The sequence below is a fragment of the Streptococcus sp. HMSC065E03 genome (genome assembly GCF_001815045.1).
Lineage (GTDB): Bacteria > Bacillota > Bacilli > Lactobacillales > Streptococcaceae > Streptococcus > Streptococcus parasanguinis_AD.
This window is the reverse complement of sequence record NZ_KV818852.1, coordinates 29,538-46,658: the sequence shown is the minus strand read 5'-3', so window position 1 is coordinate 46,658 and position 17,121 is coordinate 29,538. Positions and strand designations below refer to the sequence as shown.

General features: G+C 41.3%; 13 protein-coding genes and 1 pseudogene. 9 read left to right on the top strand and 5 right to left on the bottom strand.

The features are described from left to right. Positions 1–344 precede the first annotated feature (344 nt). Together HMPREF3002_RS04895 and HMPREF3002_RS04890 are read right to left on the bottom strand one after the other, a co-directional pair. Complete coding sequence (locus HMPREF3002_RS04895) at positions 345–887, bottom strand: TetR/AcrR family transcriptional regulator (RefSeq protein ID WP_061590753.1); 543 nt, start codon at positions 885–887, stop codon at positions 345–347. A gap of 492 nt (positions 888–1,379) precedes the next feature. After that, complete coding sequence (locus tag HMPREF3002_RS04890) at positions 1,380–2,726, bottom strand: Nramp family divalent metal transporter (protein WP_003013089.1); 1,347 nt, start codon at positions 2,724–2,726, stop codon at positions 1,380–1,382. A gap of 168 nt (positions 2,727–2,894) precedes the next feature. Between HMPREF3002_RS04890 and HMPREF3002_RS04885 the strand changes: the two genes are divergently transcribed. The 4 genes from HMPREF3002_RS04885 to HMPREF3002_RS04870 all read left to right on the top strand — a co-directional run bounded on the left by HMPREF3002_RS04885 (position 2,895) and on the right by HMPREF3002_RS04870 (position 7,876). Beyond that, positions 2,895–3,596, top strand: coding sequence for an ABC transporter ATP-binding protein (locus tag HMPREF3002_RS04885; RefSeq protein ID WP_070665437.1), 702 nt, complete (start codon positions 2,895–2,897; stop codon positions 3,594–3,596). A 13-nt stretch (positions 3,597–3,609) separates the two neighbouring features. Then, positions 3,610–6,333: an ABC transporter permease gene (locus HMPREF3002_RS04880; RefSeq protein ID WP_070665436.1), complete on the top strand. Its 2,724-nt coding sequence runs from the start codon at positions 3,610–3,612 to the stop codon at positions 6,331–6,333. A 138-nt stretch (positions 6,334–6,471) separates the two neighbouring features. After that, positions 6,472–7,314, top strand: coding sequence for a metallophosphoesterase family protein (locus tag HMPREF3002_RS04875; protein WP_049490855.1), 843 nt, complete (start codon positions 6,472–6,474; stop codon positions 7,312–7,314). Positions 7,315–7,426: 112 nt separating this feature from the next. Then, positions 7,427–7,876, top strand: coding sequence for an Rrf2 family transcriptional regulator (locus tag HMPREF3002_RS04870; protein WP_023918737.1), 450 nt, complete (start codon positions 7,427–7,429; stop codon positions 7,874–7,876). 239 nt (positions 7,877–8,115) lie between these two features. On the opposite strand, the gene HMPREF3002_RS04865 is transcribed toward HMPREF3002_RS04870, so the two are convergent. Beyond that, positions 8,116–9,198 carry a M24 family metallopeptidase gene (locus tag HMPREF3002_RS04865; protein ID WP_070665435.1) on the bottom strand — a complete coding sequence of 361 codons (1,083 nt, stop codon included), beginning with the start codon at positions 9,196–9,198 and terminating at the stop codon, positions 8,116–8,118. Positions 9,199–9,358: 160 nt separating this feature from the next. Here HMPREF3002_RS04865 and ccpA point away from each other — a divergent pair, with 160 nt between their 5' ends. Then, on the top strand, positions 9,359–10,363 hold the full coding sequence (gene ccpA / locus HMPREF3002_RS04860; protein WP_049490938.1) for a catabolite control protein A: 1,005 nt from the start codon (positions 9,359–9,361) through the stop codon (positions 10,361–10,363). Positions 10,364–10,524: 161 nt separating this feature from the next. Here the strand turns inward: ccpA and HMPREF3002_RS04855 are convergent, their stop codons facing one another. Further along, positions 10,525–11,115 (bottom strand): TetR/AcrR family transcriptional regulator, encoded by a 591-nt coding sequence (locus tag HMPREF3002_RS04855; RefSeq protein ID WP_024055141.1) that lies wholly within the window; start codon positions 11,113–11,115, stop codon positions 10,525–10,527. A 156-nt stretch (positions 11,116–11,271) separates the two neighbouring features. Between HMPREF3002_RS04855 and HMPREF3002_RS04850 the strand changes: the two genes are divergently transcribed. The 4 genes from HMPREF3002_RS04850 to thrS all read left to right on the top strand — a co-directional run bounded on the left by HMPREF3002_RS04850 (position 11,272) and on the right by thrS (position 16,581). Further along, positions 11,272–11,859 (top strand): class I SAM-dependent methyltransferase, encoded by a 588-nt coding sequence (locus tag HMPREF3002_RS04850; RefSeq protein ID WP_049490939.1) that lies wholly within the window; start codon positions 11,272–11,274, stop codon positions 11,857–11,859. Between the two features lie 102 nt (positions 11,860–11,961). Continuing rightward, a complete protein-coding gene (locus HMPREF3002_RS04845; RefSeq protein WP_049490940.1) occupies positions 11,962–12,960 on the top strand; it encodes an LTA glycolipid anchor biosynthesis glycosyltransferase, IagA/BgsA family in 999 nt (332 codons plus the stop codon). A gap of 1 nt (position 12,961) precedes the next feature. Then, positions 12,962–14,284 carry a glycosyltransferase family 4 protein gene (locus tag HMPREF3002_RS04840; protein WP_049485662.1) on the top strand — a complete coding sequence of 441 codons (1,323 nt, stop codon included), beginning with the start codon at positions 12,962–12,964 and terminating at the stop codon, positions 14,282–14,284. Between the two features lie 353 nt (positions 14,285–14,637). Further along, positions 14,638–16,581, top strand: coding sequence for a threonine--tRNA ligase (thrS, locus tag HMPREF3002_RS04835; protein ID WP_049490942.1), 1,944 nt, complete (start codon positions 14,638–14,640; stop codon positions 16,579–16,581). A 211-nt stretch (positions 16,582–16,792) separates the two neighbouring features. On the opposite strand, the pseudogene HMPREF3002_RS04830 reads toward thrS, so the two are convergent. Beyond that, positions 16,793–17,121: pseudogene (locus HMPREF3002_RS04830) on the bottom strand (TIGR00341 family protein); the annotation flags it as partial.

Below are 17,121 nucleotides of genomic sequence, written 5' to 3'. Positions count from 1 at the left end.
AGTACGGACGTCAGCGAACTTCTTCGAAGTTCCAAGACTTAGTTTTGAGCCTAGGGTCTCAAAACTCCCGAGTGCCTGAAACGTTATTGTTTCAGGCACTTTTCTCACAGCGGAAAGTTTCGGTATTTTCTTGAATCGATTTAAAAATTGGAACTCATTTTTATTTTTTTTGCAAAATCGCTTAACTTATTTTACTTTAAAGTAATTTGTCTACATTCTAAAAGCAGGATGTTAGGATCCTGCTTTTTTGCTTTCTACAAACAAGTTGAACAAGGTGATCTATATGTTGTTCATTTGCCAAAAAGAAAAACCTTCTCCATAAAGGTAGGAAAAGGTTGGGGAATTTAGTTCCAGCTAGCAAAGTCGCAGACGCTGAGAATGATCGTCCCGATTTCGATTGGCTCTTCCTTGGCACCGGATTCTAACCAGGTCACAATCACAGATTCGATGGTAGCGATGAAAATTTCTAGCCCATACTTGTATGGAACTTGAAAGTCTGAAATGATGTGTTCTTTCGCATGGGGAGTATCATCCAGTGCATGGAGGGTAAAACTTCTTACTAGTTTACGGAAGTCTGAGCAGCAGGATTGGGACAAGGCATAAATAAAATCATAATTGTCTTTAATAGCGGTCAACACATTGAGAAAGTTTACCTTGACAGGGCTTCCTTCAACGAAGAGGCTATCCAATTCTTGCATCATGTCCATTTTCATTTGCTCAAACATGTCGTATTTATCGACATAGTGCAAGTAGAAGGTCCCGCGGTTAATCCCAGCGGTTTCGGTTAATTGTCGAATAGTGATGCTTTCAAAAGGTTGTTGCAAGAGGAGTTTTGAGAGCGCATTTCGTAAGTCTGACTTGGTTGTTGTTTGTCTTTGGCGTACCATATGTTCCTTTCTGTAGTTGTATCAATCTGTTTCTATTTATTTGATATTGAAATAATTTATAGGTTAAATAATTTCACGACACTAACAAATAGCATTATACTCCAAAAATATAAATTAGACAATAATTCTCATTTTTGTACAGATAACGAAAAATGTGCAAAAATTTTACAAATTTATGAATGACGGGCACTGACAAGATTTTGTGAAAATCTCACAATAATTAGTGATTTAAAATAATTCCCTCCTAAAAAAATGGTCAGGAAATTTTTAGGAAATGGAGGAGCAAGATGGAAAAGGGAGTGTAATAAATAAAAAGGGGCTGGGACAAAAGTCCTAGCCTCTCAATTGTTTTTGGATGTCGAGCAAGATGCAGTGGTTGAGTGGGCTCTAATACGCTGATTTCATCAGCTTTTACAGCCCTACTCAACTGTGCGGATGTGGGACGATGAAATCGAATTCTAACGAATTACCGATTTCTGTCCCACTCTCTCTTTATTTGATAAAAGTTGTCACGATCAAATTGAAATTTAAGATGGTTAAGACAATCGCAACGAGATAGCCTAAGAAGGTATTCCATTTCGCATTGACATGTTCTCCCATGATTTCCTTGTTGGAGGTGAAATAAACCAGAGGGAAGATGGAGAATGGAAGAGCCGCTGATAGGAAGACTTGAGAATAAACCAGAAGGTCATCAAGGACATGTTCCTGATCTCCAAATAAGATCGCAACGATGATGACAGGAAGAAGGGCAATGATCCGAGTCATGAGACGAACGACCCATTGTGGTAAGCGGAATCTCAAGAAACCTTCCATAACGATTTGACCGGTTAGGGTCCCAGTAATGGTTGAATTTTGACCACTGGCTAACAAAGCGATGGCAAAGAGGGTAGACAAGAAGGGACTAGCGATAGCGCCGGCAATATGATTATCTTTGAGGGCATTATACATGCTAGAGAAAGCACCGATCTTATCTCCGTGACCAAAGAAGAGGGCTGCTCCAAGAATCAAGAGGAGGGAGTTGACGACGAAGGCCAAACTCAATTCAATATTTGAATCCCAGGTCATAAAGCGCACTGCCCGTTTGATATCTGCTGGATCTTTGTAGTCCACCTTTCGCGTTTGCGAAATGGAAGAGTGGAGATAGAGGTTGTGGGGCATTACTGTTGCCCCGATGATTCCAAGCGCCAAGGTTAAGGCTTCATTTCCTTTTGGAAGTCCAATTCCTAGCACCTCTTTTTGAGGGAGGAAGCCAGCGAAGATTCCTCCGATATCTGGTTTCGATAGGAATACCAGATAGCCAAAAATTGCAAGGATCGTGAGGATCAAGGTTGATACGATGGCCTCGATCTTTCGAAATCCTAGATGCATGAGTCCTAGTAATAGGAAGACATCAAAGATAGTGATCAGGATAGAAAAGAGCAAGGGCCAGCCAAAAAGAAGGTGGAGGGCAATCCCTGATCCGATGACTTCTGCTAAATCTGTCGCCATCAAGGCAAGCTCGATCACAATCCAAAGAGTATAGCGAAGCCATTTTGGCAAATGATGGGCGGTTGTTTGGGCCAGATCCTTACGATGGACAATCCCTAGTTTACCAGCCATTTGTTGCAACTGCATGGCGATTAAAGACGAGAGAAGAACCACTGATAGGAGGAGGTAGCGGTATTGGGCCCCTCCGACGACACTAGTAATCCAGTTTCCCGGATCCATATAGCCGACAGCTACTAGACTTCCTGGTCCTGAAAAGAGCAGAAGGGTCTTCCAAAAAGGGATCCCTTTTGGCACGTCAATAGATTGGTTGATTTCTTGAAGTGATTTCCTTTCAAACTGTTGTAAACTCACAATGAGCCTTCTTTCTAAGAATAAATCAAATTTGTCTCTAATTATAGCATAAAATTTATAAAAGTTCATGATAATTTAGGATAACCTTGTTTTCTACTACCTCGATTTCTTTGTAATCTATCAGAAAAGGACTATAATATAGATAGGAAGTAGGAGGGAGGAGAGGAAATGGCCTACATCGAAATGCAGCACTGTTACAAGCACTATACGAGTGGAGAGACAGAGATTTTCGCTAACCGGGATGTTTCCTTTGAGATTGAAAAAGGCGAGTTGGTCATTATTTTAGGGGCTTCAGGTGCTGGAAAATCAACGGTTCTCAATATCTTAGGAGGGATGGACACCAATGACGAGGGTCAGGTTCTGATTGATGGGGTGGATATTGCAAAGCTCAATGCCCATCAACGAACCAATTATCGACGAAATGATGTTGGTTTTGTCTTTCAATTTTATAATTTGGTCCCTAATTTGACAGCTAAGGAGAATGTTGAGTTGGCTTCAGAAATTGTCTCTGATGCTCTAGATCCGGAGGCTGTTTTAAGAGAAGTAGGACTTGGCAATCGTCTTCATAATTTTCCTGCTCAATTGTCAGGCGGCGAGCAACAACGGGTGGCGATCGCTCGGGCAGTGGCGAAAAATCCTAAAATCCTCCTTTGTGATGAGCCGACGGGAGCCTTGGATTACCAGACGGGTAAGCAAGTATTGGGGATTTTACAGGATATGTCTCGAAAAAAGGGAGCGACGGTCATCATCGTAACCCATAATGGTGCCCTAGCTCCGATTGCAGACCGTGTGATTCGCATGCATGATGCCAAGGTCAAGTCGGTAGAAATCAATGAGCTTCCTCAAGATATTGCTACACTAGAATATTAGAAGAGGTGGTAGCATGAAACGAAAAGTCTATTGGAAGGATCTATTTGCTTCCTTTACACATTCAAAAGGACGTTTTCTCTCCATCTTAACCTTGATGTTGTTGGGAAGCTTGGCCTTGGTTGGCTTAAAGGTGACTACTCCAAATATGCACCGAACGGCTAACCAGTTTATTCAGCAACAAAATATGCTAGATCTTGCTGTCATGGGGGACTTGGGATTAGACCAGGCAGACCAAGAGGAGCTTTTAGGAGTCAAAGGGGCGCGTGTCGAATTTGGTTCACTGCTGGATTTGACAGTGAAAGGAACAGGAAAGGCAATTCGACTTTTTTCTGTCCCAAAAAGTCTTTCTTCCTTTCGTGTGACCAAGGGGCGCCTGCCCAAAAAAGAAGGGGAACTGGCCCTAGCAAGTTTTTGGGAGGATCGCTATCAGATAGGGGATACCCTCACACTTGAAGAAAAAGCTGGAACGCGCTCTAGTTTAAAGCGAAAGCAATTCACCATTGTTGGTTTTGTTCAATCCTCTGAGATGTGGTCTCAAAAGAATTTAGGCACTGCCATGAGTGGTAGTGGAAATCTAGATGCCTATGCACTAGTTTCAAAAGAGGTCTTTACGACTAAACTTCCCGCGATGGCGCGGATCCAGTTTGATGATCTGAAGTCTTTAGATTCTTTTTCGCAAGTCTACCAAAAAGGGCTCAAAGCTCATCAAGAAGAGTTAGAAAAACTTCTGAAAGACAATGGAAAGGCCCGCTATCAAAGACTCAAGCAGGAGGCGGATGGGCAGATTCAAAAAGGCCAGAAAGAACTCAGTCGTGCCAAGGAAACCCTCCAGTCAGCTAAAAATCAGATCGATCAGGCTCAAAAACAATTAGACTTGCAGGAGGCCCAGTTCAAGAAATTAGCTCCATTTCTGCCAGCTAAAGAGCAAGTAGCCAGTCAAGAAAAGCTCCATCAAGCCAAAGAACAACTGGATCAGAAAAAGAAGGACTGGACTGCAGGTGAAACGGAGCTCGCAAAAAAAGAGGAGGAGCTGAAAAAAGCTCAAAGGGAGCGAGATCAGCTGGAAATTCCAACTTATCATGTCTATGACCGCAAGACCATGCCAGGTGGACAAGGTTACTTGATGTATAGCAATGCTAGTAGTAGTATTTCCGCTGTCGGAAATATTTTTCCGGTTGTTCTTTATCTGGTAGCAACCATGGTGACCTTTACCACGATGACCCGCTTTGTCGATGAAGAGCGGACCAATGCAGGTATATTTAAGGCACTGGGCTATCGTACCAGGGACATCATTCTCAAATTTGTCCTCTATGGATTCTTTGCAGGGACGATCGGTACCCTTCTAGGAACCTTGCTGGGCCATTATTTCCTATCGGGGATCATTTCCAACATTATTACGCAAGGGATGGTGATTGGAGAGAGCAGAGAGTATTTTTATGGAGATATGACTCTGATTGCGCTCGGACTGTCTTTCGTTGCGAGTGTGCTTCCGGCTTACTGGGTTTCGCGTAAGGAATTAAAAGAAGAAGCCAATCTTTTATTACTGCCCAAACCACCGGTATCTGGTTCGAAGATTTTCCTGGAGCGTCTCCATTTTATTTGGAAGCGTCTGAGTTTCACCCACAAGGTCACTGCTCGTAATCTCTTTCGTTACAAACAGCGGATGCTGATGACCATATTTGGAGTGGCAGGTTCTGTTGCTCTTCTCTTCGCAGGGCTAGGGATTCAATCTTCTGTAGGAGGGGTTCCCAAACGCCAATTTCAAGAGATCCTATCATATGAGTTGATTGTAGCCCAAAAAACCAATGCATCAAGCCAAGAAAGCAAGGAATTAACCAATCGTCTGGAAAAATCAGATATCAAAGATTATCGACCGATCTATAGTAAGGTCATCGAAGCATCTTTAAAGGGTGGACGCGACAAGCAGACCATTACGATGATGGTAACGGATCGTACAGATTTTTCTCCCTTTGTCAGCCTGCGTTCTCTCAAGCAGGAAGAGTCCTTGTCTCTCAAGAAAGGGGTCATCATCAGTAGTAAGCTAGCACAACTAGCCCAGGTTACAGTCGGTGATCGACTGACCTTAGATGGCCATACTTTTAAGGTAGCAGGGATCACTGAAAATTATGTCGGCCATTTTGTCTATATGGATCAGGCAAGTTACCAAAAGATCTACGGAAAGCGGACTTCAGCAAATAGCTATTTGGTGCAGTTGAAAAATCCTTCTACACGACAAGTGCAGGCTATTAGTCGGGATATGATGGCACTTGCAGCTGTGAAGGCGGTTCGTCAGAATGCTTCGATGATTTCCCTCTTTAATTCAGTTGCCAAATCCTTGGACACCACTATGATGATTCTAGTAGTCGTATCGATCTTGCTAGCCATCGTGATCTTGTATAATTTAACCAATATCAATGTGGCGGAGCGGATCCGGGAATTATCGACCATTAAGGTCTTAGGATTCCATAATAAGGAAGTGACGCTCTATATTTACCGCGAAACTATCTTATTGTCTATCATAGGGATCCTTTTGGGATTAGTGGGTGGTTATTATCTTCACCAATTCCTCATTGTCATGATTGCACCAGATGCCATTCTCTTTTACCCTAAAGTGGGACTTGGAGTTTTTCTCTTTCCTGTCGGAGGAATGATCCTTCTCTTGATCCTGTTAGGAATTTATGTTGACCATTATCTCCGAAAAGTAGACATGCTCGAAGCCCTCAAATCAGTAGACTAAGATACAAAGCCTGTAGCTGATAGCGACAGGCCCTCTAGCCTGAGTTTTCATTTCTAGTAGCATGGAATGTTCATAAAACTTTCACCTTTGGGTGGAAGTTTTTCTTCTCTTTGTTATAATGGAGAGAAGGAGAAGATCATGACTAAAATTGCTTTACTTTCAGATATTCATGGAAATACGACAGCATTGGAAGCTGTTCTAGGGGATAGTCGAAAAGCCAAGGTGGATGAATATTGGCTCTTGGGAGATAGTTTGATGCCTGGGACAGGGAGACGGGCCCTCTTGGAGATGTTAGAGGAGTTACCGATTACGGTTAAAGTCCTTGGAAACTGGGAAGATAGTCTTTGGCGGGCCATGAGGGGGATGTTGGATGAGACCAGACCAAGTCATCGCTACCTCATGCGCCAGTGTCAATATATTCTTGAAGAAATCACGCCCCAGGAAATTGAAGACATGCAGAAAATGCCCATGCAGGTCCATAGAGAAATCGCAGGTTTAAAGATCGGCATTACCCACCACTTACCTGATAAGAATTGGGGGCGCGAATTGATCCACATTGGTGAGCAGAAGAATTTTGATCGCTTGGTGACAAACCCGTCTTGTGATATTGCAGTCTACGGACACATTCACCAGCAGTTTTTCCGCTACGGGACAGGAGGAGAACTGATTATCAATCCTGGCTCAATCGGTCAACCTTTCTTTTTGGAAAAGAATCTTCGCAAGGACCTTCGGGCCATGTATGCTATTCTTGAATTTGATCAAATGGGGTTAAAAGATGTAGATTTTAGACGGGTGGACTATGATGTCCAAAAAGAACTGAAACTTGCAAAAGACCTCCATCTTCCTTATTACCAAGTGTATTATGAAAGTTTGGTCAATGGCATTCATCATACCCACAATCATGAGCTTCTTCATGAGATTGAGCAGAGAGAAGGTCATGATCGAGAAATCGATGCTTGGTTAGAGGACTTCTTCCAATAGTGTAACTGTTGACATTACAACTGAAAAGAGTATAATAGGAATAACGAAAGTCGTCCCTTGACGGTTGTTCAATAGACTCTACCTTCAAAAACGGGTAGAAAGGAGTGAAGTTATGCAAATTTCGAGTCGTTTTACCATTGGGACTCATGTCTTGATCATGATTGCTCTACAAGGAGAGAAAACAAAAGTAACCAGTGATTTTTTGGCAGGAAGTGTCGGCGTGAACCCTGTTATTATTCGAAAGACCTTGTCTCAGTTGAAGAAAGCTGGATTGATTCATGTAGCGCGTGGGACAGGCGGAGCTGAGCTTGCAAAAGCAGCCGATGAGATCAGCCTGCTGGATATCTATCAAGCAGTAGAATGCTTAGGTTCGACAGGTCAATTATTTGGTTTTCATGACAATCCGAATCCAGCCTGCCCAATTGGCCACAATATCCATAATGTTTTAGATGGAAAGCTTGAGGACATTCAGACTGCTATGGAAAAAGAAATGTCCCAAACCACTTTAAAAGACGTCGTGGAAGATACGCAGAAAAGAATGAATCTCGAATCGGTTTCATAAGAAAAAAGAGAGTGGGACAGAAATCGGTAATTCGTTAGAATTCGATTTCGTCGTCCCTCCTCCGCACAGTTGAGTAGGGCTGTAAAAGCTGAAGAAATCAGCGTAGTGAGCCCACTCAACCACTGCGTCTTGCTCGACAATTCAAAAACAATTGAGAGGCTAGGACTTTTGTCCCAGCCTCATTTTTTATCATTATTAACGAAACATTCTGTATGGTGCGACTTGGACCTACAAAAGGATTAGTCAAAGTAAAGTAAGTCTTTGCTGGTTTCTGTGAAGAGTCCAAATCCGTCTTTTGTGACATACCCACAATCTTCGATACGGACACCGACTTTACCTGGAATATAGATTCCTGGTTCAACTGAGAAGCACATGCCTTCTTCAAGTACCATGTCATTTCCTTCCATAATAGAAGGGAATTCATGCACGTCCATTCCGATCCCGTGTCCGAGGCGGTGGTTGAAGTATTCACCATAGCCAGCTTTTTCGATGACGCTCCGTGCAGCACGGTCTACGTCATGTGCTGTTACACCTGGTTTGATCATGTCAATGGCTGCTTGTTGAGCTTCTAAAGTCAAGTGGTAGATTTCTTTTTTGAAATCATCAGGTTTTCCAACAGCAACAGTACGAGTCATATCTGACGCATAACCATTCACCATACAGCCAAGGTCAAAGAGCAAGAGAGCATCGTTTTCGACTTTGTTGCTTCCAGGAATTCCGTGTGGGTTAGCTGCATTGTTTCCAGTCAAGACCATGGTTTCAAAGCTCATTTCATAACCTAAGCGTTTGATACCAAAGTCGATTTCTGCTACGATATCAGTTTCAGTTTTATCTAGTGAGATGGCGTCGAATCCCATATTGACAGCCTTATCTGCATATTGACCAGCCACCAACATTTTTTGGATCTCATCAGCAGATTTGATCAAGCGCATCCGGTTAATCCGTGGTGTCAAGTTGGTGAATTGAGCCTTTTCAAAGACAGTACGCAAGCCATTGTATTTGGTCAGGATCAAGTTATCATATTCAAGTGCAACGGTTTTAGCATCTGGTTTTGCGATAGCCCCTTTAATCTTTTCCCAAGGGTTTTCAGAATCCACATAGCCAACCACTTGGAAATCGACAACTACAGTCGCCCGTTCCACTTCAAGTGCAGGAACGAAGAGAAGTGGTTCGTGGTCAGTGTAGACGAACAAGAAGAGTTGACGTTCGTGGGGATCACTGTAAAATCCAGTCAGGTAATTGATGGTGACAGGATCGGATACAACAGCGACATCTGTTTTTTCAGTTTCAAGAAAATCGACGATTTGATCTAATTTAGACATAATGCTACCTTCTTTCTATGGATCTATTTTGTCAAATTTTCCCCAAAAAAGCAAGAGTTTACAAAATTTTACCAAAATGCTTGAAAGTGTTTACAATAAGTGATAAAATAGGATTAATTAGAGAGTGAAAACGAAATTTTCAACAATGAAAGGAAATCTTATGAATACAGACGATACAGTAACAATTTATGATGTCGCCCGTGAAGCAGGGGTTTCAATGGCAACCGTTAGTCGTGTAGTAAATGGGAATAAAAACGTTAAAGAAAATACACGTAAAAAAGTTTTAGAAGTGATCGAACGCTTGGATTACCGTCCAAATGCTGTTGCGCGTGGTCTTGCTAGCAAGAAAACAACAACAGTCGGTGTTGTGATTCCAAACATCACGAATAGCTATTTCTCTACATTGGCTAAGGGGATCGATGACATTGCTGAAATGTACAAGTACAATATTGTTCTTGCAAATAGTGATGAAGACGATGACAAAGAAGTTTCAGTGGTAAACAACCTCTTTTCAAAACAAGTGGATGGGATCATTTTCATGGGTTATCACTTGACTGAAAAGATTCGCTCAGAATTTTCACGCTCTCGGACGCCAGTTGTCCTTGCTGGGACAGTGGATGTTGAACACCAATTACCAAGTGTCAATATCGACTACAAGCAAGCAACCGTTGATGCTGTTACACAGTTGGCAAAACACAACAAGAGAATTGCTTTTGTAAGTGGCCCATTGGTGGATGATATCAATGGAAAAATTCGTTTGACAGGCTACAAAGAAGCTTTGAAAGTGAAAAAATTGAGCTATAGCGAAGGACTTGTGTTTGAATCCAAGTACCGGTACGATGAAGGTTATAACTTGGCAGAACGCATCATTGCATCCAAAGCAACAGCTGCCTTTGTAACAGGGGATGAATTGGCTGCAGGTCTCTTGAACGGCTTGTCTGATAAGGGGATCAAGGTACCAGAAGACTTTGAAATTATCACCAGTGATGATTCACAAGTAACTCGTTATACGCGTCCAAATCTATCAACGATTGGCCAACCTTTGTATGACCTTGGTGCGATCAGTATGCGCATGTTGACCAAGATCATGCACAAAGAAGAGTTGGAAGAACGCGAAGTACTGTTGTCTCATACGATCAACCAACGTGGAACGACCAAAAAATAAGGATTAGTAGACTAGAGTCTCGACATGGGAAGACGTGTCTACTAGTCTAAGAGGCTAGAACAGAACTGTTCTAGCCTCTTTTTATATGTGTCATTAATCATAAGTAATGATGAAGTGAAATTGAATGAGTGTTGGTTCAAATATTGATGTGTAAGTTACAATTAAATCGTTCTAGAGTTTGTTAAAATACCATACAACAAAATATGATGAATTTGTTTTGTTTCGTCTTCTATGTTTTTATTTGGAGATAGATGATTTCCTGTGCTATTGAGAGCACTCATGACGTTTAAAATAACCTCTGTTGACAAATCTTTAGCAATTATATTTTCATTTTTACCTAGCTCAATATATGCACGATATATTTCACGCTTTTTCTCATCTATCGCTTTTGTCATAAGTTTCGTAAAAGTAGGATCCTCTAACGTTTTTTCTTGAAAGTAGTTAGAAATCTGTTGGCTTATTTTTTTCTGACATAAAGCTAAGGCTTGATTTAATTTTGATTTATAATCTATATTACTGAGTAGAATGTTTTCAGCTTCTTGTATGATGTCTTTAAACAATTCATTAATACATAAAGCTACTAAATTATCTTTCTTATCAAAGTAATTGTAGATTGACACAGGAGAAACTTCTGCGACTTTTGCAATTGATTGTATACTTGTTTCTTTAAACCCTTTTTCTTTAAATAAAGAAAGAGCAGACTGAATAATAGCTTGCTTCTTTTTTTCTGTTGTTTTTTGATATTGATTCATTTGAACACTCCATTTGATATCAATTATAGCACAACTTTGAAATTTATCTCAGATTATTTCATTAATTCTTGACGATATCTGATATTTACAATACAATTAAGTTTGAAATATAATTAATGATATTTCAAACTTATAATAATTGAGGGAAGATATTTAATGTTAACTGAATTTCTTATTAAGCAGTCTCAAAAACCTAGTGGTCTTATTGGTAGAGTCATCACAAAAATATGGTCATTCTATTTTAAAAAACTTAGTCTTTGGGCGATTAAACAGACTACTATTTCAGATAATTATAGAATTTTAGAAATTGGTTACGGTGGCGGGAGTACTATCAAGAACCTTCTTGCTTTAAATAAAAATCTTGAGATTCATGGTATTGATATTTCTAAGGAATCATATAGAACTGCCCAACGTGTTCATTCAGATTCCATAAGAAAAGGTAGTGTCCAACTTAAGATTGGAAATGTGGAGAATATGCCTTATCAAAATAACTATTTTGATAGAATATTTGCTATTCAGACCCATATTTTTTGGAAGGATATAAAAAAGAGTTTTCAAGAAGTTTATAGAGTCCTGTCCAGCAATTCTACTTTGATAATTGCTTCTGAAAAAGAAAAAATACATTATCATATGACAGATTATCGTACAAGTCATGAATTTAGTCAGTTACTAACAAGTATTGGTTTTTCAAAAATTGAGGAAAAACAGAATCGCAATTGGATTTTGTTTATCGTATATAAATAAAATAGAATTTTAAATTTCGAACAGAACTGTTCTAGCCTCTTTTTTATACTGCAAACAGGTAGAGACTTGCTGGGCACTCTTTATTTCGGTATAATAGAAGGTATGAAAGTTTTACTGTATTTAGAAGGAAAATCCGTCTTACAAAAATCAGGAATTGGTCGAGCCTTGCAGCATCAAATGCATGCGCTTGATTTGGCTGGGATTCCGTATACGACAGATATTTTAGGAGATTATGATGTGGTGCATATCAATACCTATGGCCCACGGAGTTTCCTTTTGCTCCATGCAGCAAAGCGTCGTGGAAAGAAAGTCATCATGCATGGCCATTCAACCCGTGAGGATTTTGAAAATTCCTTTATCGGGTCTAACTTTTTTGCGCCCTTGTTTGGGAAGTATTTGGCTCACATGTACCAAAAGGCAGACTATGTGATCACACCATCTGAGTATTCCAAACACCTGATTCAGTCTTATGGGGTGACCACACCGATTATTGCGGTCTCCAATGGGATTGATTTGGAAAAATATGAGAAGGATCCGAAAAAAGAAGAAGTCTTTCGCAAGCATTTTAATATCCAAGAAGGCCAAAAGGTTGTCATCTGTGCAGGGCTTTATTTTAAACGCAAAGGGATTGAAGATTTCGTAGAAGTGGCCCGTCGCATGCCGGATGTGCGCTTTATTTGGCTAGGTTCTATCAACAAATGGATCATTCCGCGTAAGATTCGTCGTATCGTGGAAAAGGATCATCCGAGTAATGTGGAATTCCCTGGCTACTTCAAGGGAGCGGTCTTCCAAGGGGCCATGACGGGTTCAGATGCTTTCTTCTTCCCATCTTATGAAGAAACAGAAGGAATCGTTGTTTTGGAAGCCTTGGCCAGTCATCAGCACACGGTCTTGCGGGATATTCCAGTATACAATGGCTGGATCGACGAGACGTCTTCTGAATTGTGCCATAATGTAGACGAATTTGTGGATTCCTTGAACAAGGTCTTGAACGGTCAAGTAGACAAGCGGGAGGCGGGCTACAAGGTCGCTGAAAGTCGTTCGATCGACTTAGTGGCTTATCAATTGGTCGAAGCCTATCAAACAGTTTTGGAGATGTAAGATGCGTGTAGGGTTATTTACAGATACCTATTTCCCGCAAGTTTCGGGAGTAGCGACCAGTATTCGGACGCTCAAAACAGAATTAGAAAAATTGGGTCACACGGTCTTTATCTTTACGACAACGGATAAAGATGTCAACCGCTATGAAGATTGGCAGATCATTCGGATTCCAAGTGTGCCTTTCTTCGCCTTTAAGGACCGCCGCGTTGCATATCGTGGATTCTCAAAGGCGCTTGCCATTGCCAAGCAATACCAGCTGGATATTATCCATACCCAGACTGAGTTTTCACTGGGCCTTTTGGGAGTGTGGATTGGACGCGAGTTGCGGATTCCAGTCATTCATACCTACCATACCCAGTATGAGGACTATGTCCGCTATATTGCCAGAGGTATGGTCATTCGCCCAAGTATGGTCAAATACATTGTGAGAAGTTATATGAACGATCTGGATGGCGTGATCTGTCCTAGTGAGATCGTCTATGACTTGCTCCAAAAGTACAAGGTCAAGGCAGAAAAACGCATTATTCCGACAGGGATTGATTTGGCCAAGTTTGACCGACCGGAAATCACTCCGACAGAGACAGCTGCTCTTCGTGAAAAATATGAAGTCGCAGAAGATGAAACGCTTTTATTGAGCCTGTCGCGGGTTTCTTATGAAAAGAATATTCAGGCTGTTATTGCGGCCCTTCCAGATGTCCTCAAGGTCAATCCAAAAGTTAAGTTGATCGTGGCTGGAGATGGTCCTTATTTGGATGATTTGAAAAAACAAGCGGCGAAACTGGGGATTTCAGATGCGGTTGTCTTTACAGGGATGATCCCACCAAATGAGACAGCTCTCTACTATAAAGCGGCTGACTTCTTTATTTCAGCTTCAACGAGTGAGACGCAAGGGTTGACTTATTTAGAGAGTATTGCAAGTGGTACCCCGATCATCGCTCATGGCAATCCTTATCTCGATCATGTGATTGATGACCCTATGTTTGGAAAGCTCTTTTATGAAGAGAGCGATCTGGCACAAGCGATTCTTGAAGCGATTGACGAGATGCCTGCAATCGATGAGACCAAGTGGGCAGAAAAGATTGATGATATTTCTGCAGCCACCTTTGGCCGTCGGGTCTATGAATTTTACCTGGATAAAATCATCTCTAAAGACTTTTCAAATGATTTGAATCCTGAGCAAAGTCGGGTCAAGCGGATGTCTAAGACCATTGTGAAAATCCCGACCAAGGTGATTGCTCTTCCGGTCAATGGATCTGTGAAGATGATGAAGGCTTCGGTCAAACAGGTGAAGAAAATCCGTAAAATCACGCATTTCTTTGATTGAAAATGAAACTTTTTCTTGCAAAATTTTTCAATCGTGCTATAATAACTGACAGAGACATATCAAATCTAGGAAATCTGATAGAGAGCGCGTGGGGCTGGAAATCGCGTAGAGGATAGGTTTGGGACTACTCGTGATTCTTTTATGCAAACATAAAACGGTGGCTACGTTAGAGCCAATCAGAGGTGTCCCTCTTTTTTGAGGAACATAAATGAAGGTGGAACCACGTTGCGACGTCCTTTCGAGGAGGTCGCTTTTTTGATTTCTTAATGAAGACATCAAAAGGAGTGACGATTCCAATGTTCAAAGACACCTCCCACCCATTTAGCTACTAAAAACTTTATAAGGAGAAAATCATGATTAAGATTACTTTCCCAGATGGCGCTGTTCGTGAATTCGAATCTGGCGTTACTACTTTTGAAATTGCCCAATCTATCAGCAATTCCCTAGCTAAAAAAGCTCTTGCTGGTAAATTCAATGGCAAATTGATTGACACAACTCGTGCTATCACTGAAGACGGAAGCATTGAAATCGTGACACCTGATCACGAAGATGCTCTTCCAATCTTGCGTCACTCAGCGGCTCACTTGTTCGCTCAAGCAGCTCGTCGCCTCTTCCCAGATATCCACTTGGGTGTCGGTCCAGCCATCGAAGATGGTTTCTACTACGATACAGACAACCAAGCTGGTCAAATCTCTAACGAAGACCTTCCTCGTATCGAAGAAGAAATGAAGAAAATCGTGAAAGAAAACTTCCCATCTATTCGTGAGGAAGTGACTAAAGATGAAGCGCGTGAAATCTTCAAAAATGACCCCTACAAGTTGGAATTGATCGAAGAACACTCAGAAGATGAGGGTGGTTTGACCATCTACCGTCAAGGTGAATACGTTGACCTTTGCCGTGGCCCACACGTCCCATCAACTGGTCGCATCCAAATCTTCCACCTTCTTAATGTTGCTGGTGCATACTGGCGTGGTAATAGCGACAACGCGATGATGCAACGGATCTATGGTACCGCTTGGTTTGACAAGAAAGACTTGAAGAACTATCTCCAAATGCGTGAAGAAGCTAAAGAACGTGACCACCGTAAGCTTGGTAAAGAATTGGATCTCTTTATGATTTCTCAAGAAGTTGGTCAAGGTCTTCCATTCTGGTTGCCAAATGGTGCGACCATCCGTCGTGAATTGGAACGCTACATCGTTGATAAAGAAGTAGCAGCAGGCTACCAACACGTCTACACTCCACCAATTGCTTCTGTAGAACTTTATAAAACTTCAGGTCACTGGGATCACTACCGTGAAGACATGTTCCCACCAATGGATATGGGGGATGGAGAAGAGTTTGTTCTTCGTCCAATGAACTGCCCTCACCACATTGAAGTCTACAAACACCATGTGCATTCTTACCGTGAATTGCCTATCCGTATCGCTGAAATTGGTATGATGCACCGTTATGAAAAATCTGGTGCTCTGACTGGTTTGCAACGTGTGCGTGAAATGTCTCTGAATGATGGTCATACTTTTGTGGCTCCAGAACAAATCGAGGAAGAATTCAAGAAGATCCTTCAATTGATCATCGATGTTTATGAAGACTTTAACTTGACAGATTATCGTTTCCGCTTGTCTTACCGTGATCCTGAAGACAAACACAAATACTTTGATAACGATGAAATGTGGGAAAATGCTCAACGCATGTTGAAAGCAGCCGTTGATGATATGGGTGTTGAGTACTATGAAGCTGAAGGAGAAGCAGCCTTCTACGGACCAAAATTGGATATCCAAGTGAAAACAGCTCTTGGTAAAGAAGAAACTCTTTCTACGATCCAATTGGACTTCTTGCTTCCAGAACGCTTTGATCTTCATTACATTGGAGCAGACGGGGAAGAACACCGTCCAGTCATGATCCACCGTGGGGTTATCTCAACCATGGAACGCTTTACTGCGATCTTGATTGAAAACTACAAGGGAGCTTTCCCAACCTGGCTTGCCCCTCACCAAGTAACTCTCATCCCAGTATCGAACGAAAAACACGTGGACTACGCTTGGGAAGTAGCTAAGAAACTTCGTGACCGTGGTGTCCGTGCCGATGTAGACGAACGCAATGAGAAAATGCAGTTCAAGATTCGTGCTTCTCAAACTCAAAAAATTCCTTACCAATTAATCGTTGGTGACAAGGAAATGGAAGAGCAGGCTGTAAACGTTCGCCGTTATGGTCAAAAAGAAACAGAAGCCATGCCGGTAGATACATTTGTAGAATTGATTCTTGCAGATATTGCAAATAAATCTCGTGTTGAGAAATAAAACGATCACAGTCTGATAAATATTTTTTAGTAAGAAAAAGCAACAACTATTTCAGTTGTTGCTTTTTCTATTTTGTTTAACCTGAGCTAGTAGTGATCGGTCAAATCGCCACAAATAGTATCCTCATCAACAATCCTTTCTATCCATGAACTTTTGGATATAGGATATCCTCCCAAGATTTGCTCCCATGAGTTAGATAAGTTGACTATCCTCAATCCTTGTCTGCTTCATTTTCTTTTACGAGATCGTTTTGTGAATCTTTTTCAGAGAGTTTTTGATCGATATACTTGTCAATGTTTTCGTAAAATTCCTTGGTCGTCTCACTATCTAATTTTGTCGAATTATGGACTTGATTGACTTTCAATTGAACAGATTGAATACCGTAAGAGTCTTGTTTTTGGCGAATGGTTTCTAATTCTTCTTCTGAAATCGGATCTCCAACAACTGTCAAGACCAATTCATTGCTACTTGACTTGTAGACTTGATTAATGATCGTATGATTGGCAAACTCTTTTCCTACAAACTGTTTGATCCCTTCTT